At 67.7% G+C, this 23,899-nt stretch carries 12 protein-coding genes and 6 pseudogenes; 14 read left to right on the top strand and 4 right to left on the bottom strand.

Annotation, left to right across the window (positions count from 1 at the left end; genetic code table 11):
- The first annotated feature begins 22 nt into the window (after nt 1-22).
- The 3 genes and pseudogenes from ACSJDS_RS17170 (at nt 23) to lon (ending at nt 6,937) form a co-directional block, all read left to right on the top strand.
- Nucleotides 23-1,261 carry a DUF945 family protein gene (locus ACSJDS_RS17170; RefSeq protein ID WP_473034293.1) on the top strand — a complete coding sequence of 413 codons (1,239 nt, stop codon included), beginning with the start codon at nt 23-25 and terminating at the stop codon, nt 1,259-1,261.
- A gap of 1,370 nt (nt 1,262-2,631) precedes the next feature.
- The gene (gene ltrA / locus ACSJDS_RS17165) at nt 2,632-3,963 is read left to right on the top strand and encodes a group II intron reverse transcriptase/maturase (RefSeq protein WP_473034292.1); all 1,332 of its coding nucleotides are present in this window, start codon (nt 2,632-2,634) and stop codon (nt 3,961-3,963) included.
- Nucleotides 3,964-4,505: 542 nt separating this feature from the next.
- Nucleotides 4,506-6,937 (top strand): annotated as a pseudogene (lon, locus tag ACSJDS_RS17160) (endopeptidase La).
- Here lon and ACSJDS_RS17155 read toward each other — a convergent pair.
- Nucleotides 6,934-7,668, bottom strand: a complete 735-nt coding sequence (locus ACSJDS_RS17155; RefSeq protein WP_473034291.1) for an SDR family NAD(P)-dependent oxidoreductase — start codon at nt 7,666-7,668, stop codon at nt 6,934-6,936. The pseudogene lon and the gene ACSJDS_RS17155 sit on opposite strands and share 4 nt — an antisense overlap.
- 105 nt (nt 7,669-7,773) lie before the next feature.
- On the opposite strand from ACSJDS_RS17155, the gene ACSJDS_RS17150 reads away from it, so the two are divergent.
- The 3 genes and pseudogenes from ACSJDS_RS17150 to ACSJDS_RS17140 all read left to right on the top strand — a co-directional run bounded on the left by ACSJDS_RS17150 (nt 7,774) and on the right by ACSJDS_RS17140 (nt 11,446).
- Nucleotides 7,774-8,739, top strand: a complete 966-nt coding sequence (locus ACSJDS_RS17150) for a TAXI family TRAP transporter solute-binding subunit (RefSeq protein ID WP_473034290.1) — start codon at nt 7,774-7,776, stop codon at nt 8,737-8,739.
- A gap of 50 nt (nt 8,740-8,789) precedes the next feature.
- Nucleotides 8,790-10,594 (top strand): annotated as a pseudogene (locus ACSJDS_RS17145) (TRAP transporter permease).
- Between the two features lie 303 nt (nt 10,595-10,897).
- Nucleotides 10,898-11,446, top strand: coding sequence for a hypothetical protein (locus ACSJDS_RS17140; RefSeq protein ID WP_473034289.1), 549 nt, complete (start codon nt 10,898-10,900; stop codon nt 11,444-11,446).
- Between the two features lie 137 nt (nt 11,447-11,583).
- On the opposite strand, the pseudogene hepT reads toward ACSJDS_RS17140, so the two are convergent.
- Nucleotides 11,584-11,913: pseudogene (gene hepT, locus ACSJDS_RS17135) on the bottom strand (type VII toxin-antitoxin system HepT family RNase toxin); the annotation flags it as partial.
- Nucleotides 11,906-12,331, bottom strand: coding sequence for a nucleotidyltransferase domain-containing protein (locus tag ACSJDS_RS17130; RefSeq protein ID WP_473034288.1), 426 nt, complete (start codon nt 12,329-12,331; stop codon nt 11,906-11,908). The gene ACSJDS_RS17130 and the pseudogene hepT, both read right to left, overlap by 8 nt.
- 202 nt (nt 12,332-12,533) lie before the next feature.
- Between ACSJDS_RS17130 and ilvD the strand changes: the two genes are divergently transcribed.
- Together ilvD and ACSJDS_RS17120 are read left to right on the top strand one after the other, a co-directional pair.
- Nucleotides 12,534-14,378, top strand: a complete 1,845-nt coding sequence (ilvD, locus tag ACSJDS_RS17125) for a dihydroxy-acid dehydratase (RefSeq protein WP_473034287.1) — start codon at nt 12,534-12,536, stop codon at nt 14,376-14,378.
- A gap of 57 nt (nt 14,379-14,435) precedes the next feature.
- Nucleotides 14,436-15,521 (top strand): oxidoreductase, encoded by a 1,086-nt coding sequence (locus ACSJDS_RS17120; RefSeq protein ID WP_473034286.1) that lies wholly within the window; start codon nt 14,436-14,438, stop codon nt 15,519-15,521.
- A 37-nt stretch (nt 15,522-15,558) separates the two neighbouring features.
- Here the strand turns inward: ACSJDS_RS17120 and nudE are convergent.
- Nucleotides 15,559-16,145: pseudogene (gene nudE, locus ACSJDS_RS17115) on the bottom strand (ADP compounds hydrolase NudE).
- 80 nt (nt 16,146-16,225) lie between these two features.
- On the opposite strand from nudE, the gene yrfG reads away from it, so the two are divergent.
- The 6 genes and pseudogenes from yrfG (at nt 16,226) to ACSJDS_RS17085 (ending at nt 23,898) form a co-directional block, all read left to right on the top strand.
- On the top strand, nt 16,226-16,927 hold the full coding sequence (gene yrfG / locus ACSJDS_RS17110; protein ID WP_473034285.1) for a GMP/IMP nucleotidase: 702 nt from the start codon (nt 16,226-16,228) through the stop codon (nt 16,925-16,927).
- Nucleotides 16,920-17,306 (top strand): ribosome-associated heat shock protein Hsp15, encoded by a 387-nt coding sequence (hslR, locus tag ACSJDS_RS17105; protein ID WP_473034284.1) that lies wholly within the window; start codon nt 16,920-16,922, stop codon nt 17,304-17,306. The genes yrfG and hslR overlap by 8 nt, the downstream gene beginning before the upstream one ends.
- A gap of 234 nt (nt 17,307-17,540) precedes the next feature.
- Nucleotides 17,541-18,416: an Hsp33 family molecular chaperone HslO gene (gene hslO / locus ACSJDS_RS17100; RefSeq protein WP_473034283.1), complete on the top strand. Its 876-nt coding sequence runs from the start codon at nt 17,541-17,543 to the stop codon at nt 18,414-18,416.
- Between the two features lie 442 nt (nt 18,417-18,858).
- Nucleotides 18,859-20,414, top strand: a pseudogene (locus tag ACSJDS_RS17095) (phosphoenolpyruvate carboxykinase).
- 123 nt (nt 20,415-20,537) lie between these two features.
- On the top strand, nt 20,538-21,035 hold the full coding sequence (gene msrB / locus ACSJDS_RS17090; RefSeq protein ID WP_473034282.1) for a peptide-methionine (R)-S-oxide reductase MsrB: 498 nt from the start codon (nt 20,538-20,540) through the stop codon (nt 21,033-21,035).
- A 488-nt stretch (nt 21,036-21,523) separates the two neighbouring features.
- Nucleotides 21,524-23,898: pseudogene (locus ACSJDS_RS17085) on the top strand (Tex family protein).
- Nucleotide 23,899 lies beyond the last annotated feature (1 nt).

Genomic DNA, 23,899 nt, shown 5'->3' with positions numbered 1-23,899 from the left:
GAAGCGACAAGGGAGGAGGAAGATGCGCAAGGAACGTCTCATCGTCCCTCTGCTGGCGGTGGCGCTGCTGGGCTGGATGGCCGGACAGGCCGCCTCCAGCCTGCTCTTCCAGCGTGAGATGGGGCGTGCCCTGGAGGATCTGGAGGCGCGCGGCGAGCTGGCGGTGGCGCATGTCGATGTGGAGCGCGGGTGGTGGTCCTCCACCGGCCACATCGAGCTCGAGCCGCTGTTCGGCGAGGCCTGGGGCCTCGAGCTCGACTACCGGGCACGCCACGGCATCCTCAGCACCCATCTGGACGGCGAGGCGGTGCTGCGCCATGGCCCCGAGGGCAAGCGGCTGTTTGGCGACTCCCTGGACTCCTCGGCGCCGCGCTGGGAGGCGAGCTATCATACCCTGAGCGGCACCCTGGAGGCGGGCATCCGCCTGTCTCCCCTTCGGATTACCCAGCAGGAGCGTGAGCTGCGCTTCGACGGCGGGCGGCTGACCGTCAGCGGCGAGCAGGGCAACTGGCAGCTGCGCGCCGAGCTGGCCGACTGGGAGCTCAGCGACGGCGATACCCGGCTGCGGGTGGGGCCGGCCGTTCTCAACAGCCGCTACGCCTATACCGAAGGGGCCCATACCTTCACCCAGACCGACCGTCTCAGCGTCAGCGCGCTGACCTGGCAGCAGCCGCAGCTGCGGCTCGACGCCCGGGACCTGGCGCTGACCAACCGCATGACCCTCGACGATCAGGAGCTGCGCCTGCGCCTGGATCTCGACCTGGGCGAAGTGCACAGCGCCGAGCAGGTGCTGCTCGAAGGCGAGCTGGAGGCGGAGCTGTCGCGCCTGAATGCCGATGCCCTGCGCGGCGTGATGGCCCAGCTGCGCGACCTGGCGGCCAGCGGCGATCACCGCCTCGACCGTCGTGAGGCCCTGGCATGGCTCGAACCGCAGCTGCTGCAGGTCCTGCAGGATTCACCGCGTCTCGATGTGCTGCAGCTGGTGCTCGACAGCCCCATGACCGGGCTCTCGGCGCGCATCAACGGCGCGCTGTTCTTCGACGGGCGGCGCCTGGAGTCCCTGAGCCTGGTCGAGCTCGACGACCCGGCGATGCAGGCCCAGTGGCAGCGGCGGCTCGACGGTGACTTCACCTGGCACGACCTGCCCACCGTGGTGGCGCTCTGGCTGGGGCTGCCGCTGGATACCCGTACTCTGCAGATCGACATCGGCCGCGGCCAGGTGAGGGTGAATAGTCGGCCGTTGCCGCCGCTCTGGCGCTAGGCGCGAGAACCGGTTCATCGCACTTTAGCGTGAAGATGTTTCGCAGGCTTTATGGTGGGAGGCCGGCTTTGCCGGGCGAAGGCGCCGCAGGCGCCCCATGGGTAGCGCTGCGCGCTACTTCGCGCGCTGAAGCGCCCTCCCACGGTGAGGCTGGCAACACTGGCTAGCTGGCTGTTGTGGCAGCACAGGCTTGCTGGCTGTTGTGGGAGGCCGGCTCCGCCGGGCGAAGGCGCCGCAGGCGCCCCGGTTGGCAGGCGCCCCTTGGGTAGCGCTGCGCGCTACTTCGCGCGCTGAAGCGCCCTCCCACGGTGAGGCTGGCAACACTGGCTAGCTGGCTGTTGTGGCAGCACAGGCTTGCTGGCTGTTGTGGGAGGCCGGCTCCGCCGGCGGTGCGACGCTTCGACGAAGGCGCCGCAGGCGCCCCGGTTGGCAGGCGCCCCTGGGTAGCGCTGCGCGCTACTTCGCGCGCTGAAGCGCCCTCCCACGGTGAGGCTGGCAACACTGGCTAGCTGGCTGTTGTGGCAGCACAGGCTTGCTGGCTGTTGTGGGAGGCCGGCTCCGCCGGCGGTGCGACGCTTCGACGAAGGCGCCGCAGGCGCCCCGGTTGGCAGGCGCCCCTTGGGTAGCGCTGCGCGCTACTTCGCGCGCTGAAGCGCCCTCCCACGGTGAGGCTGGCAACACTGGCTAGCTGGCTGTTGTGGCAGCACAGGCTTGCTGGCTGTTGTGGCAGCACAGGCTTGCTGGCTGTTGTGGGAGGCCGGCTCCGCCGGGCGAAGGCGCCGCAGGCGCCCGGTTGGCAGTGGTAGCGCACCGGTTGGCAGTGCTGCGCACTGCTTCGCGCGCTGAAGCGCCCTCCCAGTGCGCCCGAGAAGGCGTGCACACAGTGCGGTGAGAGTCCGCATCGGGGTAAGCCATGGCCCCGTAGCCAAAGGTAACTGCGTCGTCGCGAGGCGGGGTGGGGAGCAACCGGAGGCGAACTGGCGGTCCGTAGGATGACGAACTCGATTCGGCCGGGTCAGGTGGCGAGCTCGCTGGGAGATAGCGAAGCCTGAAACTCACCCGTCGCGCTGGCATGGCGGACAAAGCGACGACGGGACCTGCCAGGTGGTTGGAGGCGGAACGTCAGGAAGGGTGTACGAGATAATCGGGGAGACCTGGCGGCCGAGGTGACGGCGGCCAGGAGTCAGAGCCTTCATAGTACCGGCGTGCGGATCACGCCCTGGCCACGGCTCATCCCGGCGAAAGCCGGGATCGAGAGATGCTGGAGCGCGGACTCTGCCTACCGCCAAGGCGCCGCACAGGAGGCGCAGAGAACAGAACCTGCGCCGAGGGAAGGGAGGCAGGAAGATGGATGCGAGAGACGACCAGAGATGAGCGAACGCGACAGCACAGCATCGACAGTGCCCCACGATGGGGCTAAACAAGATGCGTCATCATCCGCCACGATGGCGGGGGTTGACCGCTCGATCTGGACGGACCGCATGTTGGCGGCGCTGGATAACGGCGTCAAAGGACGTAAGTGGTTCAGTCTGATCGACAAGGTATACCGCTCGTCGACCCTGGTGGATGCCTGGCTACAGGTCTACCGCAATCAGGGAGCGGCGGGGGTCGACCGGCAAAGCGTGTCACGCTTCGCATCGCAGGCCGAGCGCTATCTTGAGGAGCTCCAGGCCGACCTGGCAGCGGGGCGTTACCGCCCGCAAGCGGTGCGACGCGTCGAGATCCCCAAGGGCAACGGCAAGATGCGCCCGCTGGGCATTCCGACCGTCAAGGACCGTATTGTCCAGGCGGCGGTCAAGCGGGTGATCGAACCGATCTTCGAGCATGAGTTCCTGCCGATGAGCTACGGCTTCCGGCCGGGAAGAGGCTGCAAGGATGCCTTGCGAGACGTTGATGACGCGCTCAAGGCGGGCATGACCTGGGTGGTGGATGCGGATCTGCAAGGCTATTTCGATAGCATCCCGCACGACCGTCTGATGGCCCGCGTCGAAGGACGGATCAGCGACGGCCGACTGCTGGCCTTGCTACGAAGCTGGTTGAGCCAGGATATTGTCAGCGACATGAGCCGATGGACACCCACGTCAGGGACGCCACAAGGAGCGATCATCAGCCCCTTGTTGGCGAACGTCTACCTGCATCCGCTGGACCAGGAAGTGACACAGCACGGCTACCGTATGGTGCGGTACGCCGATGACTTCGTCATTCTCTGCCACAGCGAGCAGGAGGCCCGGCAAGCCCTGGCCCACGTACAGGAATGGGTGGCGGCGAATGGCCTGACCCTGCACCCCGACAAGACCCATGTCGGCGATTGCCGGCAACAGGGACAGGGCTTCGACTTCCTGGGCTACCGCTTCGAGGCGGGCAGGCGCTGGGTCCGCAAGAAGAGCCTTAAGGCGTTCAAGGACAAGGTGAGAAGCAAGACGCGGCGTACGGAAGGCAAGAGCCTACGGCACGTCATTGCCTCGCTGAACCCCATGCTGAGAGGTTGGTTCGGCTACTTCCAGCATGCCTATCGGACGACGTTCCGTCCTCTGGACGGCTTCATTCGTCGACGTCTTCGGGCCATGCTGCGCAAGCAGGAGAAGCGTCCGGGGCATGGCAACACCCGGTCGGACATACGGCGCTGGTCTAATACGTTCTTCGCGACTGCGGGGCTCTTCACCCTAGCCGGAGCCTGGCGGTACGCGAGCCAATCCCGATGAGGAAAACCATCGACTGGAGAGCCGTGTGCGGGAGAACCGCACGCACGGTTCGGAGGGCGGGGAGGGCACAGCCCTTCCCGACCCCTATCGGTGAGGCTGGCAACACTGGCTAGCTGGCTGTTGTGGCAGCACAGGCTTGCTGGCTGTTGTGGCAGCACAGGCTTGCTGGCTGTTGTGGGAGGCCGGCTCCGCCGGGCGAAGGCGCCGCAGGCGCCCGGTTGGCAGTGGTAGCGCACCGGTTGGCAGTGCTGCGCACTGCTTCGCGCGCTGAAGCGCCCTCCCACGGTGCCGCCTGCTGACTGTGTAGTGGGAGGCCGGCTCCGCCGGCGGTGCGACGCTTCGACGAAGGCGCCGCAGGCGCCCCTGGGTAGCGCTGCGCGCTACTTCGCGAGCTGAAGCTCCCTCCCACTTTGTCGCTTCCGCCTTGGAGCTTGCCAAACATGCTCACGCTAAAGTGCGATGAACCCAAAAACCGCCCTCGCGACTTGAAGTTGGCGTGCCTCGCCCGCATTCCACAGGGCATTGCCTTTCGGGAGGATGCCATGAGCGAACACGACCACGACGAGCGGGACTGGCAGGACGCCTTCGAGAATGCCTCGGACGAGGTGCCGGGCTCGGATGGCGAGGAGACCTCGCACCACGCGGTGGTCCCGGCCAGCGACTACCTGCCCGAGCGCATCTATCTTCTGCCGATTCATAACCGCCCCTTCTTCCCCGCCCAGGTGCAGCCGCTGGTGATCAACCGCGAGCGCTGGGAGGAGACCATCCGGCGGGTCGGCAAGACCCCTCACCACACGCTGGGCGTGGCCTTCGTCGGCGATGCCGGGGTCGACAATCTGTCCCACGATCACTTTCCGGCGATCGGTACCGCGGTGAAGGTGCACAAGCTGCAGGGCGAGGATCAGCAGCTGCAGTTCATCGCCCAGGGGCTGCGGCGCTTTCGCATCGTGCGCTGGCTCTCCCGCAAGCCACCCTACCTGGTGGAGGTGACCTACCCCCGGGAGCCGGTGGAGGCCGAGGAGGACGAGACCCGCGCCTACGCCATGGCGATCATCAACGGCATCAAGGAACTGCTGCCGATCAACCCGCTCTACGGCGAGGAGCTCAAGCACTACCTCAACCGCTTCAGCCCCCACGAGCCGGGTCCGCTGACCGACTTCGCCGCGGCCATCACCTCCGCCAAGGGCCACGAGCTGCAGTCGGTGCTGGCCACGCTGCCGGTGCTCGACCGCATGCAGCGGGTGCTGCCGCTGCTGCGCAAGGAGATCGACGTCGCCCAGCTGCAGACCGAGATCAGCGAGCAGGTCAACGCCCAGATGCAGGAGCGCCAGCGCGAGTTCTTCCTGCGCGAGCAGCTCAAGGTGATTCAGCGCGAGCTCGGCATCTCCAAGGACGACCGCGAGAACGACGTCGACACCTTCCGCGAGCGCCTCGAGGGCCTGGTGGTGCCCCCAAGGTGCTCACCCGCATCGAGGAGGAGCTCGACAAGCTCGCGGTACTGGAGACCGGCTCGCCGGAGTACGGCACCACTCGCAACTACCTGGACTGGCTGACCAGCATGCCGTGGGGCGTGCAAAGCGACGATAAGCTCGACCTGGCCCAGGCGCGCACGGTGCTCGACCGCGATCACGACGGCCTCAAGGACGTCAAGGAGCGCATCATCGAGTTCCTCGCCGAGGGCACCTTCAAGGGCGACGTGGGGGGCTCGATCCTGTTGCTGGTGGGCCCGCCCGGGGTAGGCAAGACCTCGGTGGGACGCTCCATCGCCGAGGCGCTGGGCCGGCAGTTCTACCGCTTCTCGGTGGGCGGCATGCGCGACGAGGCCGAGATCAAGGGCCACCGGCGCACCTACATCGGCGCCATGCCCGGCAAGCTGGTGCAGGCGCTCAAGGAGGTGGAGGTCGAGAACCCGGTGATCATGCTCGACGAGATCGACAAGCTGGGCCAGTCGTTCCAGGGCGACCCCGCCTCGGCGCTGCTCGAGGTGCTCGACCCGGAGCAGAACGTCGACTTCCTCGACCACTACCTGGACGTGCGCCTGGACCTCTCCAAGGTGCTCTTCGTCTGCACCGCCAACACCCTGGACTCGATCCCCGGGCCGCTGCTGGACCGCATGGAGCAGATTCGCCTCTCCGGCTACATCGCCGAGGAGAAGGTGGCCATCGCCAAGCACCACCTGTGGCCCAAGCTGCTCAAGCGCGACAAGATCCCCAAGAAACGCATCAATCTCACCGAGGCGGCCCTCAAGCAGGTGATCGAGGGCTATGCCCGCGAGGCGGGGGTGCGCCAGCTGGAGAAGCAGCTGCACCGCATCGTGCGCAAGGCGGCGGTCAAGATGCTGGAGAACGACCAGCAGACGGTGAAGGTATCGGTCAAGAACCTCGAGGCGTTCCTCGGCGCGCCGGTGTTCCGCCAGGAGCAGGTGCTCAAGGGGGAGGGCGTGGTCACCGGGCTCGCCTGGACCGCCATGGGCGGGGCGACCCTGCCCATCGAGGCCGGCAAGGTGCACTCGCTGACCCGCGGCTTCAAGCTCACCGGCAAGCTCGGCGAGGTGATGCAGGAGTCGGCCAATATCGCCTACAGCTATGTGCTGGGTCACCTGCCCGAGTACGGCGCCGATGCCGATTTCTTCGACTCCGCCTTCGTGCACCTGCACGTGCCCGAGGGCGCCACGCCCAAGGATGGCCCCTCGGCGGGGGTGACCATGGCCACGGCGCTGATCTCCCTGGCCCGACACCGTGCCGTCGGCCGCCCCCTGGCGATGACCGGCGAGCTGACCCTGACCGGGCAGGTGCTGCCGGTGGGCGGGATCCGCGAGAAGATCATCGCCGCCCGGCGCAGCGAGATCTTCGAGGTGATCCTGCCCGACGCCAACCGCCGCGACTACGAGGAGCTGCCCGACTACCTAAAGGCGGGGATGACGGTGCACTTCGCCAAGCGCTACCGGGACGTGGCCAGGGTGGTGTTTGGTTAAGCGCCCAGGCTGGCGGTGGCCCCGCCGTCGAGCACCAGCGTCTGACCCGTGGTAAAGGTGTTCTCGGGGGAGGCGAGCTGTAGCACGGCACGGGCCACCTCCTCGGCTCTGGCCACGCGCCCCAGCGGCGTGGCCTGTTGCCAGCGCCGCCGCGAGTCCGAGGCGGCATCCTGCATGCCGGCGCTGACCGGCCCCGGCGCCACCGCATTGACCAGGATCCCGCGGGGCCCCAGCTCCACGGCAAGCGCCCGGGTCAGCGCCAGGATGGCGCCCTTGCTCATGGCGTAGGCGCTGCGCTCGGGCCCGGTACGCAGGCCGTGGGCCGAGGCGACGTTGACGATGCGGCCGCCTTGCGTCATCAGCGCCACCGCCCGCTGTAGGGCCAGAAAGGGGCCCGTGACGTTGACGCCCATGATGCGCTCCAGGTCGGTGGGGTCGGTATCCGCGAAGCTCGCTCGGTGAATGACGCCGGCGGCGTTGATGCAGGCGTCGAGAGATGGGGTGTCGGCCGCGATGACCCGAAAGGCGGAGGCGATGGATGCCGGATCGCGCAGGTCCAGAGGCACAAAGCTTGCCTGCCCTGGGCCGCGCTGCAGCAGGTCGTCGAGCGCTTCGCGACCCTCGGCAAGGTCCAGCAGCCAGAGCCGGTCCCCCTGGGCCAGCAGGGCCTCGGCGATGGCCCTGCCCAGGCCGCCGGCCGCCCCCAGCAGAACGACTTGCGGTTTCTCCATGACAGAACGGTTCCTCGTCCAGAAAATCGGCATTATAGTGTTTTGGTGATCATCACTGATAACAATCACCATCAAACGCATTATTGGACACTAAGGGAGATCGACATGCCTCAGTTCACCCGCCCGCTGCTGGCGACCGTGGCCGCGCTCGTGATGGGCGCTACGGCGTTCCAGGCCCAGGCCGAGACCCGCGTCACCTACAAGTCCGCTTCCGCGGGGACCGCCTACTACCAGATGGGGGTCGAGCTCTCCGAAGCGATTCGCCGCGGTAGCGACGGCGAGATCGTGGTGACCCTGGAAGAGAGTCAGGGCTCGGTGCAAAACGTCATGGAGGTCATGGCGCGCCAAGGTAACTACGTCTTCACCACGCCCCCGGGGCTGGTCGCGCAAGCCTTGGAAGGGGAGGGCGCCTTCGCCGAGCGCCAGAGCCCGCGCTTCCAGGAGATCCGCGGCCTCTTCCCGATCCCGGCGATCACCATGCACTTCGTGGCGGCGGGTGACGAAGGGGTGATCGGCCTGGAGGCGCTCGAAGACAAGCATATCCTGATCGGCCGTGGGACCTTCGGCGCCCGCGAGGCGGAGCGCTATCTCGAGCTGTTCGACATGATGGATCGGGTGCGTATCGCCAGCGCCGGCATCGGCAGCGGTCCCGATGCGCTCAAGAATGGCCAGATCGATGCCTTCGTGACCGCCAGTTCCTTCCCCACGCCCAACGTCATCGAGACGGCCGCCAGCATGCCCATCAGCCTGGTCAGCCTGACCGACGAGCAGATCGAGGCGACGGGGGCGGCCCGCCAGACGATTCCGGCCGGCACCTACTCGGGCATCGACCAGGACGTCGAGACCACCTCGCTGCCGGTGATCGCCTACACCACCACCGGCATGGATGACGAGACCGCCTACACCTTGACCAAGACTTTCTGGGAGCGCCGCGACGCCATGGCCGAGGAAACCGCCTGGTGGGGCAGCATCACCCACGACATGATCGGCAACATCGCCGGCACCCTGCATCCGGGGGCGGTGCGCTACTACGATGAGGCCGGTATCGACGTTCCCGACGCGCTGCGCTGATGCCTCAACCGGGCCCCGCCCCAGGGGCTCGGACCTGTAACGGAGTCCGAATGTCTGTCATCTCTTCCCCGTCGTCGGCCAGGGCCGACGACGCCGAGGCGTCGCGCCTGCACTCGGCCTGGGTGGTGCTGGGGGCGATTAGCGTCATCTTCCATCTTGGCTTGATCTTCTACGGCCTGACCCCGGCGCTGGTCAGCCGTCCCATCCATATGGCCCTGGCGCTGCCCTGGATCCTGATCCTGCTGGCGCGGACGCGCTTCGAGCGCTGGAGCGGCTGGGTGCTCACCGTCCTGGGCGTGGCCGCCTGCGGCTATATCGCCTTTAACGAAGAGGCGCTGGCCAACCAGTTTGGCTTCATCGATACCCATTTTCAGATGGCCGTAGGGGTCTTCTTGATCGGCCTGGCGCTGGAGACGGCGCGCCGGGCGATCGGCTGGCCGCTGCCCACCGTGGCGCTGTGCGCCCTGCTGTACGGGGTGTTCGGCATGCACATCCCCGGCCAGTTTGGCCATCCCGGGATGCCCATGCAGAGCTTCGTGGGTACCCTGACCATTGCCGAGGGAGGGCTGTGGGGCTCGCTCACCGGCGTCAGCGTTGGCGTGGTGGCGATCTTCGTGATCTTCGGCGCGGTGCTCAACGCCGGGGAGGCGGGGCGCGGCTTCATGAACATGGCCGGTGCCGTGGCGGGGCGGCTCACCGGCGGCGCGGCCAAGGTGTCGGTCATCTCTTCGGCGCTGATGGGGTCCATTTCGGGGTCGGCATCGGCCAACGTGGCGTCCACCGGGGCGATCACCATTCCCTCCATGGTCCGCCTGGGCTATCCGCGCGCCATGGCCGGCGGGGTCGAGGCCGTGGCCTCTTCCGGCGGACAGATCATGCCGCCGCTGATGGGGCAGGCGCCTTCGTGATGGTCGAGCTGACCGGTACGCCCTATACCCAGATCATGGCGGCGGCGATGCTGCCGGCGATTCTCTACTTCGCCACCGTCTGGGTGGGGATCAACGCCTACGCTACCCGTCATGACCTCAAGCCCATGCCCGAGGAGGATCGCCCCTCGGGACGCGAGGTGCTGATCACCTCGCTGTTCTTTGCGATCCCCTTTGTGATCCTGTTGGAGCGCATCTTCCTGGGCGGCTATACGCCACAGTTCGCCGCCAGTCTCGCGGTCTTCGCCGGCCTGGCGCTGCTGTTCTTCGACGTGACGCTGACCTTCTCCCTGCGCGGCTTCGCCTCACGCCTGGCCACGGCGCTGGTGACAGCGGGGCGTCAGGTGGCGGTGATCGGCTCCATCATCATCTGCGCCTCGCTGGTGATCGGAGTGCTGTCGCTGACCGGCTTGGGAGTCAAGATCACCTCGGGCATCCTGGCCCTTTCCAACGATATGCTGTGGCCGGCGCTGCTGCTCACGGCGCTGGCCTGCCTGATCCTGGGCATGGAGGTGCCGACCACAGCGGCCTACGTGATCTGCGTCTCGGTGGCAGGTCCCGCGCTTACCGCGCTGGGGCTGGAGCCGCTGCTGGCCCACCTCTTCGTGTTCTGGTTCGCGCTGCTCTCGACCATCACGCCGCCGGTGTGCGGTGGGGTCTTCATCGCCGCCGGCATGGTCGGCGAGAACTGGCTCAAGGTAGCCATGAAGGCCATGGCGCTGGGCATTGGGCTCTATATCATTCCGCTGGCCATGGTCGCCAACCCCGACATCATTCGTCTGGCCTTCGACCCCGGCAGTGCCGTGCTCAATGCGGTCAAGATCGCGGTGGGGCTGGCGGCCATCTCCTTCGGGGTGATCGCCCGCCGGGCGGCCTGGCTGCGACTGCTGCTGATCGTGGTCGGAGCGCTGGTGATCTTCGCGGTGTAGGAAGCACGCGGTGATGGCCAGCCTGGGCAACACCGCCGGGAGTCCTTCGGCCTCCAGTCGCCCACACGGTGTGGGAGGCCGATTCATCGGGCGAAGGCGCCGCCAGGCGCCCTGGCACAGTGTGGGAGGCCGATTCATCGGGCGAAGGCGCCGCCAGGCGCCCCGGCGCAGTGTGGGAGGCCGATTCATCGGGCGAAGGTGCCGCCAGGCGCCCCGGCGCAGTGTGGGAGGCCGATTCATCGGGCGAAGGCGCCGTCAGGCGCCTAGGCGGAGGCCGCAACGAGAGTTCTAAGGAGAAGAGTGATGATCTTTGCCACGCTGGGCCCCGAGGGCAACAACCACGTACTGGTGCTGGGCCGCTACCTCGAGGCCCGCGGCCTCGCCGATGCCGAGATACGGCTGATCGACGACTTTCCGGCCGCCTTCGCGGCGCTGGTGGCCGGCGAGGTGGACCGCGTGCTGCAGTGCACTGCCCACTTCAGCCATGCCGACTGCGTGGGCCGCTACATGCATCGGGCGTTTCCGGTGGATACCTTCGTGGCCGGCAGCCACCCGCTGGCGCTGCTGGCGCGCCGTGAGATCGCCGAGCCGCGTCGGGTGGCGCGCCAGCCGGCCACCCGCTACTACACCGACCTCTCCGGCTACGATGAGGAGATCGACGTGCCCACTACCGTGGGGGTGGCCGAAGGGCTGCTGGACGGTCGCTTCGAGGCGGGCATCTGCGCCCGGCAAACGCTTGAAGCCCACCCCGATACGCTACGCCTGATCGCCGACCTGGGCCCGGCGCTGGACGTCTGGGTGGTGTACGGCAGAGAGCCGCTGCCCGAGGAGAGCCCGCTGGTGCTGCCTTGAGTCGCTCGAGGCCCTTCAGCCTGGTTGAGCCGGGGCTGCTCGCCCCGTTCGAGCGCTGCCAGGGCCTGATGACCGAAATCGATCATCGTGCGGTAATGCTGATGGTCGATCACGCTCTTCACGATCTCAGGATCGACATCCAGATAGTCATGCACCAGGACGTTGCGAAGTCCGATGATCTTGCGCCATGGCATGTCGCTATCGACCTTGCCGGCGTCCCTTAGCCGCTCGAAGCCGGTAACGGCATCCCGGCAGACCATCCCCGTTTCGCTTCGTGCCCAGTGCTTGGCCAGGCCGATGCAGGCTTCGATCAGGATTTGCAGGGTGCGCTCGGCGGCATGTCGCTCCAGTCGGCTCCACTGCCGCTGTTGCAGAATCGTCCTGAGGTCGGCGAGATCCTGTGCACACTCGGCAAGGTGTTGGCGTTGGGCGAGCAGGTAGGCGCTTTGGGGCGAGCTGTCAGGCATGGATGCCCTCCGGATGAAGGTAGTCGATCTCCCAGCGAGAAAGAATGCGGGATTCCTGGCGCATTCTGATCTCCCGATGGAAGTCTGCCAGCAGCGCGCCCTGGCTGAGGATGCTCCAACCCAGGGGAATGGGGGCGATCGCCAGGTCCACCACGCTTAACATATGCTCTTCCAGGCCCAGCGCGCGTTGCCACTCCAGCGCCAGCAGTTCGGGGCGAAGACGCCGCTCGAGCGGGTCTGTGATCCAGGAAGTAAAGGCAACGGCCAGGTCATAGTCGCTGTATGGTTGGTGCTCCCCGCGTGCTCTTGAGCCATAGAGCCAAATGGCCGCCAGGTCTTCGCGCTCGCGTGCCAGAGACACGATGGCTTCCAGCATGACCGCTTGCTTCGCATCTTCGTCAACTGCGGCAGATGGCATGGCGGCTTTCTCCTGGATAAGGTTGCGGCGCCGTGAAGGCTACGGACTATCTTCCTGCCAGCCGTCTCGAGGTGCAAGACGTCCAGCTCAGGGCCTGGCCTGACGGCCGGCCCCATGCCAGAATCTATGGCCAACCTGGACACCCAGACCGTGCGCCATCGCGAATGGCCGAAAACGGCGTGACTGAGCATAAGAGGACACCATGCCCGAGTATCGTTCCCGCACCACCACCGCCGGCCGCAACATGGCCGGCGCCCGCGCCCTGTGGCGCGCCACCGGCATGAAGGATGACGACTTCCACAAGCCGATCATCGCCGTGGCCAACTCCTTCACCCAGTTCGTGCCCGGGCACGTGCACCTGAAGGACATGGGGCAGCTGGTGGCCCGCGAGATCGAGAAGGCCGGCGGAGTGGCCAAGGAGTTCAACACCATCGCCGTGGATGACGGCATCGCCATGGGCCACGACGGCATGCTCTACTCGCTGCCCAGCCGCGACCTGATCGCCGACAGCGTCGAGTACATGGTCAACGCCCACTGCGCCGACGCCCTGGTGTGCATCTCCAACTGCGACAAGATCACCCCCGGGATGCTCAACGCCGCCATGCGCCTCAATATTCCGGTGATCTTCGTCTCCGGCGGGCCCATGGAGGCGGGCAAGACCAAGCTGCTCGACCATGGCCTCGACCTGGTGGACGCCATCGTCATGGCCACCGACGACAGCGTCGACGACGAGACCCTGGCGGAAGTGGAGCGCAGCGCCTGCCCCACCTGCGGCAGCTGCTCCGGCATGTTCACCGCCAACTCCATGAACTGCCTGATGGAGGCGCTGGGCCTGGCGCTGCCGGGCAACGGCACCGTGGTGGCCACCCACGCCGACCGCCGCCGCCTGTTCGAGAACGCCGGCCACCGCATCGTCGAGCTGGCCAAGCGCTACTACGAAGGCGACGAGGCCCACCTGCTGCCCCGCGCCATCGGCGCCAAGGCGGCGTTCAAGAACGCCATGACCCTGGACATCGCCATGGGCGGCTCCACCAACACCATTCTGCACCTGCTGGCCGCCGCCCAGGAGGCCGAGGTCGACTTCACCATGGCCGACATCGATCGCCTCTCCCGGGAGGTGCCGCAGCTCTGCAAGGTGGCCCCCAATACCCAGCAGTACCATATCGAGGACGTGCATCGCGCCGGCGGGATCATGGCGATCCTCGGCGAGCTCGACCGCGCCGGGGTGCTGGATACCCGGGTGCCCACCGTCTACGGTGACAGTCTCGCGCAGGCGCTCGACGAGTGGGACATCATGCGCAGCCCCAGCCCCGAGGTGGTGGAGTTCTACCGCGCCGGCCCCGGCGGGGTGCCGACCCAGGTGGCCTTCTCCCAGAGCGCCCGCTGGCCGAGCCTGGACGGCGACCGCGCCAGCGGCTGCATCCGCGACCTGGCCCACGCCTTCTCCCGGGAGGGTGGCCTGGCGGTGCTCCAGGGCAATATCGCCGTGGACGGCTGCGTGGTGAAGACCGCCGGCGTCGACGACTCCATCCTGGTCTTCGAGGGGCCGGCCCATGTGGTGGAGTCCCAGGACCAGGCCGTGGAGCATATCCTCACTGGCCAGGTGAAGGAGGGCGAGGTGGTCATCATCCGCTACGAAGGGCCCAAGGGCGGCCCGGGTATGCAGGAGATGCTCTATCCCACCAGCTATCTGAAATCCAAGGGCCTCGGCAAGGCGTGCGCGCTGCTCACCGACGGGCGCTTCTCCGGGGGCACCTCGGGGCTCTCCATCGGCCACGTCTCGCCGGAGGCCGCGGCGGGCGGCGCCATCGGCCTGGTGGAGAGCGGCGATATCATCCAGATCGATATTCCCAACCGGGCGATCAACGTCAAGCTCAGCGACGCCGAGCTCGCCGCGCGCCGCGAGGCGGAGGAGGCGAAGGGGGCGGCCGCCTGGAAGCCAAGCATCCAGCGCGACCGCAAGGTCTCTCCGGCGCTCAAGGCCTATGCGCTGCTGGCCACCTCGGCCGACAAGGGCGCGGTGCGCGATCTCTCCAAGCTCGATTGAGTCACGGCGAAGCGCCGGGGCCCCGGCGCTTCGCGACCTGGCAGGGATGCGTTGTCCATGATCAAGCACAGCTACGGCGTTGGCCTGGTCGGTTTCGGCAGTGCCGGCCGGACCTTTCACGCGCCGCTGATTCAGGCGACCGAGGGGCTCGAGCTCCTGGCGGTGGTCAGCAGCCGACCCGATGACGTCGAGGCGGCACTGCCCGAGGTGGCGGTGCTGCCCAAGGCGGCGGCGCTGTTCGCCCGGCGCGATATCGACCTGGTGGTGATCGCCACGCCCAACGACACCCACTTTCCGCTAGCCAAGGCGGCGCTGGCGGCCGGCAAGCACCTGGTGATCGACAAGCCCGTCACCGTGACCCTCTCCGAGGCGCGGCTGCTCAAGGCCCAGGCGGAGAAGGCCGAGCGGGTCGTCAGCGTCTTCCACAATCGCCGCTGGGACAGCGACTTCCTGGCCCTGCAAGCGGTGTTGAAGGCCGGCAGCCTCGGGCGGCCGGTTTCCTTGGCGCTGCGTTTCGACCGCTTTCGCCCCGCGGTCAGCGACCGCTGGCGCGACCGACATCGCCCCGGCAGCGGCATCTGGTACGACCTGGCGCCCCACCTGCTGGATCAGGTCCTGCAGCTGTTCGGCATGCCCCGGGCGATCCTGCTGGAGCTGGCGGCGGTACGGGAGGGGGCCGAAGTCGACGACGACTTCCTGGCGCTGCTGGAGTATGACGGCCTGAGGGTCAGTCTGCAGGCCAGCTCGCTGGTCGCCGAAGCGACCCCGCGGGTGGCGCTGCACGCCGGCCGCGGCGGCTTCGTCAAGTACGGCGGCGACCCCCAGGAGGCCTGGCTGCGCGAGGGGCGCCGGCCGACGCCCGGCTGGGGCGTGGACGCGTCCCCGGGGACCCTGACCCTCAACGAAGGCAGCGCGGACAACGTCGCCCTGGTCAGTCGTGAGGCGCCTGCCCCGTGCGGCGACTATTCGGCCTTCTATGCCGGCATCTTCGATGCGCTGGCCGGCCTAGCGCCCCCGCCGGTGACCCTGGACGAGGCCCTGGCGGTCATGACCCTGCTCGAGGCGGGGCTCGACAGCTATCGCCAGGGGCGCTGGATTCGGCTCAAGGAGGGCGGCAGCCGACGCCGCCTGCACGGCCACTGAGCCCCGAGCGATCGCCGTGACAACAAGCGCGGGACGGCTACCAGCTCGGCGGAATGTCCTGCGCCTGGCGCTGACGCAGGGTGTCACGGGCGATGTAGAGCGCGGCGATGGCCCGGGCCTCGTGGAAATCCTCTCGCAGCAGCAGCGAGGGCAGCTCCTCCAGGGCGTGGGTCTCGACGATCAGCGGCTCCGGCTCGTCGCCGGGCAGGCGCCTGGGGTAGAGCTCGGTGGCCAGCAGCACCTGCATGCGGTGACGCATGTAGTTGGGGGCCAGCGACAGCTCCACCAGCGGCTCGATGCGCTCAGCGCCGAAGCCACACTCCTCCATCAGCTCGCGGTTGGCGGCGCTGATCACGTCCTCCCCGGGTCGATGAGCCCCTTGGGCAGGGTCAGCACATAGTCCTCGAAGCCGGCAGCGTACTCGCGGATCAGCAGCACATGCTCCGGGTCGGGCATGGCGACGATCATCACCGCCCCCTGGTCGCTGCCGCTCAGGCGCTCGAAGGTGCGCTCGGCGCCGTTGGAAAAGCGCAGCGCCAGCGACTCGACATGAAAGAGGCGGCTTCTGGCCACCGACTGGCAGGACAGCACCCGGGGTTTCGGCGGCCACTGGGAATCGGGCATGGGAACTCCATTTCTGCGTGACAGGGCTGGCTGGTACAATAGCACGCCTTCCCCCTGACCCGATGCCACCCGGAGCCGCGATGATCGACTGGCGCGCCATCGACACCGTTCTGCTGGACATGGACGGCACCCTGCTGGACCTGCACTTCGACAGCCACTTCTGGCTGGAACACCTGCCGCGTCGCTACGTGGAGCTGCACCGCCTGGACGAGGCCACCCAGGAGACGGTGCGCTCGCGGATCATCCGCGAGAAGGGCACCCTCAACTGGTACAGCCTGGCCTACTGGAGCCGTGAGCTGGGGGTCGACATTCTCGCCCTCAAGCGCGAGGTGCAGCACCTGATCGGCCTGCGCGGCGACGCCCTGGATTTTCTCCGGTGGCTCAGGCATGCCCATCCGCGGGTGGTGCTGGCCACTAACGCCGACCGCGAGAGCCTGGAACTCAAGCTGCCGCTCACCGGCCTCGAGGAGTACCTGGACGCCATCGTCTCCTCGGCGGACCTGGGGGTGCCCAAGGAGGCCCAGGAGTTCTGGTTCGCGCTGCAGGAAGTGGAGCCCTTCGATCCGGCGCGCACCCTGTTCATCGATGACAATCCCGAGGTGTTGGAGAGCGCCCGCGAATACGGCGTGCGCCATCTGCTGGGCATCAAGCAGCCCGACAGCACCCGGCCGGAGAAGGAGCTCGAGGCGTTCATCGCTCTGGACCGCTTCGCCACCCTCCTGCCCGGGGAGCTGCCCGCCGAGATGCGCCGGGAGACGCCACGGGAGGGTGCCGATGAGTAGCGTCAGGCTCGACAAGTGGCTATGGGCGGCGCGCTTCTTCAAGACCCGCGCCCTGGCCAAGAAGGCCATCGAGGGCGGCAAGGTGCACTACAACGGCGCCCGGGCCAAGACCAGCAAGGGCGTCGAGGTGGGCGCTATCGTTCGCGTGCCCCAGGGCTGGGACGTCTGGGAGGTGGAGGTGGTGGCGCTCTCCGACCAGCGCCGCGGCGCTCCCGAGGCCCGCGAGCTCTACCGCGAAACCCCCGAAAGCGTCGAACGACGCAGCCGAGAGGCCGAGGGGCGCAGGCTGACCCAGCAGGCGATGCAGCACCCGCTCAAGCGCCCCGACAAGAAGCAGCGCCGCGATATCCGGCGATTCAAAGAGAGCGGCGAGGACTAGCCTACACGGATGGCCTTCTTTTGGCGCTTGCGTCGCCTTCGCCGAAGCGTCGAACCGCCGAACCGCCGAACCGCCGAACCGCCGGAAGCGTCGAGACGTCGAACCGCGGCCTCCCACACTGGCTTGCTGCATCGGTGACTCGTCCCGTGGGAGGGCGATTTATCGCGCGAAGCAGCGCGCAGCGCTGCCCGAACCTGGCGCCTGCACCTATACACTCAGTTGGTAACTCACGACATGACCGACCAGATCCAACGTTTCCTTTTCGACGACACCAACGTGCGCGGCGAGATCGTCACCCTCGAGCGGGCCTACCGAGAGGTGCTCGACCGCCACGCCTATCCTCCGGCGGTCAATCGCCTGCTCGGCGAGCTGCTCGCCGCGGTGGCGCTGCTCACCGACACGGTGAAGCTCGACGGCATTCTCAGCCTCGAGGTGCGCGGCCAGGGGGCGCTGGCGCTGCTGATGGCCGAGTCCAATCCCGGCGGCGAGCTGCGCGCCATCGCGCGTCTGGCCGAGGACGCTCCCATGCCCGACGAGGGTGCCGGCTTTCGCGACCTGCTCGGCGACGGCCAGATCGTGATCACCCTGGACCCCCGCGAGGGCAACCGCTACCAGGGTATCGTGGCGCTGGACCACGACAGCCTGGCCGGCTGCCTGGAGGCCTACTTCGCCCAGTCCGAGCAGCTGCCCACCCGGCTGTGGCTCGAGGCCGACGGTGAGCGCGCCGGCGGGCTGCTGCTGCAGCGCCTGCCCGATGAGTCGCAGAACCAGGACCGTGATGCCTGGGGCCGCACGGTGCACCTGGCCGATACCATCAAGCGCGAGGAGCTGCTGGGCCTTGCGCCCCTCGAGGTGCTGCGCCGCCTCTACCACGAGGAGACAGTACGGGTCTTCGACCCCAAGGCGCTGCGCTTCGGCTGCAGCTGTTCCCGGGAACGCCTGGCCAACGCCCTGGTCAGCCTGGGGGCAGACGAGCTGCGCGAGATCCTCGCCGAACGGGGTGCCATCGAGACCCAGTGCCACTTCTGCCACACCCACTACCGCTTCGAACCGCCGGAAGTCGAGGCCCTGCTGGCCGGCGACGGCGCTCAGCCGCCGACCCTTCACTGATCCCCCGCCAAGGAGCCTGTCGGACTTAACGCTGATCTGCTGCGAAACCCGGGCTTTCGGCCAATTTCATTCGATCTGATTCGTTAAATAGCGCGCTATTCGCCTCATCAGATCGATAAACTTGTCTCGAAATCCGTGTTCCTCGCGACGATCGGTCAAACCCGACAGGCTCCTGGGCCCGCCCTGTCATGCTGCAATGCACAAGGGCGGGTGCGGCAACCTGTCGCGATGTAGTCGGCATGTAGTAGTAAAACTACATGATCTTCGGCCAACGGCAGCGTTTCCCGCCGCGACGCTTTTTGCCATAATGGCGCCGCTTTCAGGCCGATTAGCCGACCACAAGACGGCAAGACCCGCCCGGGCTGATCGGAACCCTCACTGCAATGGCGTTACGGACGCCTGGCCCACGAGAGAGAACCGGCCGCAAGGCCCAGGAATCGACATGACCACAACCCAAGCCGCTCCTCAAGCCCACGTCAATCTCAGCAGCGCCGAGCTCATCGAGCGTGCGGTGGCGCGCGGTGAAGGCCGCCTGGCCGCCAATGGCGCCCTGGTGGTGAAGACCGGCGAGCGCACCGGGCGCTCCCCCAAGGACCGTTTCATCGTCGACGAGCCGTCCACCAGCGCCCAGATCGACTGGGGCAGCGTCAACCGCCCCTTCGATGCCGACAAGTTCGATGCCCTCTGGGGGCGCGTCGAGGAGCACCTGGGTAGCGGCGAGCATTTCGTTTCCGAGCTGCATGTGGGCAGCGACCCGGTTCACTACCTGCCGGTGCGGGTCACCACCGAGACCGCCTGGCAGAACCTCTTCGGCCGCACCATGTTCGTGCGCCCCGAGGCCTACAATGCGGCGGCCAAGGACGAGTGGACCATTCTCAACGCCGCCGGCTTCCAGTGCGATCCGGATCGCGACGGCACCAACACCGACGGCACCGTGATCATCAACTTCGCCCAGAAGAAGGTGCTGATCGCCGGGATGCGCTATGCCGGCGAGATGAAGAAGGCGATGTTCTCGGTGCAGAACTTCCTGCTGCCCGAGGCCGATGTGCTGCCCATGCACTGCTCGGCCAACGTGGGCGAGGACGGCGAGACCACGCTGTTTTTCGGTCTTTCGGGCACCGGCAAGACCACGCTCTCCGCCGACCCGGCGCGCTACCTGATCGGCGATGATGAGCACGGCTGGGGGCCGGGCACGGTGTTCAACATCGAGGGCGGCTGCTACGCCAAGTGCATCGATCTCTCCGAAAAGAACGAGCCGATCATCTGGAAGGCGATCAAGTTTGGCACCGTGCTGGAGAACGTGGTGCTCGACGACCGTCGCGAGCCCGACTACGCGGACGACAGCCTGACCCAGAACTCGCGTGCCGCCTATCCGCTGGAGCACGTCGAGAAGCGCGTAGCGGAGAATCGCGCCGGCGAGCCCAACGCCATCATCTTCCTGACCTGCGACATGAGCGGCGTGCTGCCGCCGGTGTCGGTGCTCTCCAAGGAAGCCGCCGCCTACCACTTCCTCTCCGGCTACACCGCCAAGGTGGGCTCCACCGAAATGGGCTCTTCCGCCGGCCTCGAGGCGACCTTCTCTACCTGCTTCGGCGCCCCCTTCTTCCCGCGCCCGGCCCGCGAGTATGCCGACCTGTTGATCAAGCGGGTGGCCGAGAAGGACGCCCAGGTGTATCTGGTCAACACCGGCTGGACCGGCGGCGCCTACGGCGAGGGCGGTTCGCGCTTCTCCATTCCCACCACCCGGGCGATCATCAGCGCCATTCAGACCGGCGTGCTGCGCGAGGTCGAGACCCAGAGCATCGAGGGCCTCAACCTGGCCGTGCCGGTGGCTGTGCCGGGGGTCGACTCCGCCTGCTCGACCCCCGCGAGACCTGGGAGGACAAGGCCGCCTACGACCGTCAGCTCAAGGAGCTGGCCGCCAAGTTCGTCGAGAACTTCAAGAAGTTCGACGGCGTGAGCGACGCCATCGTCAAGGCGGGCCCCAGCCTGACCTGAGCGCGCCGGGGCGAACCGCCGGCACCGGCTGGCGGTCATAACGGGGAGGGGCCTTGGCCTCTCCCCCGTTGTCGTTGGCAGGCCGCCGGTGCACGCCGACCGCCTGGCCCCAGGAGTTCGCCGATGAAACGCCGCCATTTTCTGGGTCTCTCCGCCGCCACCGGCGCGGTGGCCCTGCTGCCGGGAGTCTCGTTCGGCTTCCCGCGGCTCGATCTATCCCCGGCCCCGGGCCTCGAGCGCCTGGAGCTCAGCGCCGCCGAGTGGCGCGAGCGACTCACCCCGGAGCAGTTCGAGATTCTCCGCGAGCACGGCACCGAGCCGCCGTTTTCCAGCCCGCTCGACGACGAGTGGCGCGACGGCGAGTATCGCTGCGCCGGCTGCGACCTGCTGCTCTTTCGCAGCGACACCAAATACGACTCGGGTACCGGCTGGCCGAGCTTCTACGACCATGTCGCCGGCCATCTGCTGAGCCGTCTCGACTTCCGCATGATCTGGCCCCGCACCGAGTACCACTGCGCCCGCTGCGGCGGCCACCAGGGCCATGTGTTCAGCGACGGCCCCGAACCCACCGGCCTGCGCTGGTGCAACAATGGCCTGGCGCTCACCTTCGTGCCGGCGTGAAGCGGCGGTGCTACCAGGATTGGGCGCCTATCGGCGCCGGTCGCGATGGAAACCAGCGCTCCTACAGTCGCAATGCTCTAATGTAGGAGCATCTTTAGATCGCGACTGGAGGCGACAGCCTCCCGGCGGTGTTGCCCACGCTGGCGATCAGCGCCAGCGCCAGCGACCTTCTCCAGGGCGCCTATCGGCGCCAGTCGCGATGGGAACCAGCGCTCCTACGGTCGAAATGCTCTAATGTAGGAGCATCTTTAGATCGCGACTGGAGGCGACAGCCTCCCGGCGGTGTTGCCCACGCTGGCGATCAGCGCCAGCGCCAGTGACCTTCTCCAGGGCGCCTACCGGCGCCGGTCGCGATGGGAACCAGCGCTCCAACAGTGGGCCTTGTCAATCTTGTAGAGGCGACAGCCTCCCGGCAGTAGCGTCTGCCGTCGAGGAGGCGTTTATGCTACCTTGGCGCGATCTTTCGTTGCCGCAACACCAAGGAAGTCATGGACGCCACGACCCGGATCATTTCACGCCTCGCCGAAGAGCTCGCCGTTCGTCCCCAGCAGGTGCAGGCCACGGTCGAGCTGCTCGACGGCGGCGCCACCGTGCCCTTCATCGCCCGCTACCGCAAGGAAGTCACCGGTGCGCTCGATGATAGCCAGCTGCGCCAGCTCGACGAGCGGCTGCGCTACCTGCGTGAGCTCGAGGAGCGCCGCGTCGCGGTGCTCGCCGCCATCGACGAGCAGGGCAAGCTGACCCCGGAGCTCGAGGGACAGATCCAGGCCGCCGACACCAAGCAGCGCCTGGAAGACCTCTACCTGCCCTACAAGAAGAAGCGCCGCACCAAGGCCCAGATCGCCCGTGAGGCGGGGCTCGAGCCCCTGGCCGATGCGCTGCTGGCCGACCCCACCCTGGACCCCGAGGCCGAGGCGGCCAAGTACCTCCGGCCCGCGGAAGGCGATATCCCCGCCGTGGAGGACGCCAAGGCGGCGCTGGACGGCGCGCGGCAGATTCTGATGGAGCGCTTCGCCGAGGACCCCGAGCTGGTCGGGCAGCTGCGCGAGCGGCTCTGGCAGGAGGGCGAGCTCAGCGCCCGGGTGATCGCCGGCAAGGAGCGCGAGGGTGCCAGTTCTCCGACTACTTCGAGCACGACGAGCGGCTCGCCAAGGTGCCCTCGCATCGCGCGCTGGCCATGTTCCGCGGCCGCAACGAGGGCGTGCTGACGCTGGCCATCAGGCTGCCCGGCGAGGAGGAGGCGCCGATTCATCCGGCCCAGGTGGCCATCGCCCGGCACTTCGATATCCGTGACGAAGGGCGCGCCGCCGACAAGTGGCTGCGCGACGTGGTGCGCTGGACCTGGCGGGTCAAGCTCTACACCCACCTGGAGACCGAGCTGATGGGGCGGCTGCGCGAGCGCGCCGAGCTCGAGGCCATCGAGGTCTTCGCCGCCAACCTCAAGGACCTGCTGCTGGCCGCCCCGGCGGGGCAGAAGGCGACGCTGGCCATCGACCCGGGCCTGCGCACCGGCTGCAAGGTGGCGGTGGTGGACGCCACCGGCCAGTTCCTCGCCCATACCACGATCTATCCCCATGCGCCCCGCAACGCCTGGGACGCCTCGCTGGCCGAGCTCGCCAAACTGGTGGAGCGCCACGATGTGGCGCTGATCGCCGTGGGCAACGGCACCGCCAGCCGCGAGACCGACAAGTTGGCCGGCGAGCTGGTCAAGCTCTTTGCCGGGAAGCGAGCGCTTGCCAAGGTGATGGTCAGCGAGGCCGGTGCCTCGGTCTACTCCGCCTCGGAGTACGCCAGCCGGGAGCTGCCGGAGCTGGACGTCACGGTGCGCGGCGCGGTCTCCATCGCCCGGCGCCTGCAGGACCCGCTGGCCGAGCTGGTCAAGATCGAGCCCAAGTCCATCGGCGTAGGGCAGTACCAGCACGACGTCTCCCAGCTGCAGCTCTCCAAGAGCCTGGAGGCGGTGATCGAGGACTGCGTCAACGCCGTGGGCGTGGACCTGAACACCGCCTCCAGTGCGCTGCTCTCGCGGGTCGCCGGGCTCAATGCGGCGCTGGCCGAGAACATCGTCGCCCGGCGCAACGCCGAGGGGCCCTTCGCCAGCCGCAAGCAGCTGCTGAAGGTGAGCCGGCTCGGGCCCAAGACCTTCGAGCAGTGCGCCGGTTTCCTGCGCATCATGAACGGCGACAACCCGCTGGACGCCAGCGCGGTGCACCCGGAGGCCTACCCGCTGGTGGAGCGCATCGCCGAGCAGAGCGGGCGGCCGCTCGCCGGCCTGATCGGCGACAGCGCCACCCTGAAGGCGCTCCGCCCGGAGGCGTTCGCCGACGAGCGCTTCGGCGTGCCCACCGTCAGCGATATCCTCACTGAGCTTGACAAGCCGGGCCGCGACCCGCGCCCCGAGTTCAAGGCCGCCGAGTTCCGCGAGGGGGTCGAGACCCTGAAGGACCTGGAGCCGGGGATGATCCTCGAGGGCAGCGTCACCAACGTCACCCACTTCGGCGCCTTCGTCGATATCGGCGTGCACCAGGACGGCCTGGTGCATATCTCGGCGCTCTCTAACACCTTCGTCGAGGACCCGCGTTCGGTGGTCAAGGCGGGCGATATCGTCAAGGTCAAGGTGATGAGCGTGGACCTGGAGCGCTCGCGCATCGGCCTCACCATGCGTCTGGACGACCAGCCCGACGACGAGGCCGGCGAGGGGGGCCGCGGCCGGTCGCGGCGCGACGGCGACGCCTCGCGTCGCGGCAGTGGCAAGCCGGCGCGTAAGCAGAGCCGGCGTGGCGCGACCAAGCAGGACGCCGGGGCAGGCGGGCAGCTGGGTGCTCTGGGCGAGGCGCTGCTCAAAGCCAAGCAGAAAAAATGAG

The organism is Halomonas sp. SL18_1, assembly GCF_055755715.1.
This window is presented reverse-complemented; position numbering and strand designations above follow the sequence as displayed.

Bases quoted from the DNA above. Each gene is read 5' to 3' on its own strand.
- hslO (WP_473034283.1), top strand. From the start codon at position 17,541: ATGACCGACCAGATCCAACGTTTCCTTTTCGACGACACCAACGTGCGC.
- ACSJDS_RS17130 (WP_473034288.1), bottom strand. From the start codon at position 12,331: ATGCCATCTGCCGCAGTTGACGAAGATGCGAAGCAAGCGGTCATGCTG.
- yrfG (WP_473034285.1), top strand. From the start codon at position 16,226: ATGATCGACTGGCGCGCCATCGACACCGTTCTGCTGGACATGGACGGC.
- hslR (WP_473034284.1), top strand. From the start codon at position 16,920: ATGAGTAGCGTCAGGCTCGACAAGTGGCTATGGGCGGCGCGCTTCTTC.
- ACSJDS_RS17150 (WP_473034290.1), top strand. From the start codon at position 7,774: ATGCCTCAGTTCACCCGCCCGCTGCTGGCGACCGTGGCCGCGCTCGTG.
- ACSJDS_RS17155 (WP_473034291.1), bottom strand. From the start codon at position 7,668: ATGGAGAAACCGCAAGTCGTTCTGCTGGGGGCGGCCGGCGGCCTGGGC.
- ilvD (WP_473034287.1), top strand. From the start codon at position 12,534: ATGCCCGAGTATCGTTCCCGCACCACCACCGCCGGCCGCAACATGGCC.
- ACSJDS_RS17120 (WP_473034286.1), top strand. From the start codon at position 14,436: ATGATCAAGCACAGCTACGGCGTTGGCCTGGTCGGTTTCGGCAGTGCC.
- msrB (WP_473034282.1), top strand. From the start codon at position 20,538: ATGAAACGCCGCCATTTTCTGGGTCTCTCCGCCGCCACCGGCGCGGTG.
- ACSJDS_RS17170 (WP_473034293.1), top strand. From the start codon at position 23: ATGCGCAAGGAACGTCTCATCGTCCCTCTGCTGGCGGTGGCGCTGCTG.
- ACSJDS_RS17140 (WP_473034289.1), top strand. From the start codon at position 10,898: ATGATCTTTGCCACGCTGGGCCCCGAGGGCAACAACCACGTACTGGTG.
- ltrA (WP_473034292.1), top strand. From the start codon at position 2,632: ATGAGCGAACGCGACAGCACAGCATCGACAGTGCCCCACGATGGGGCT.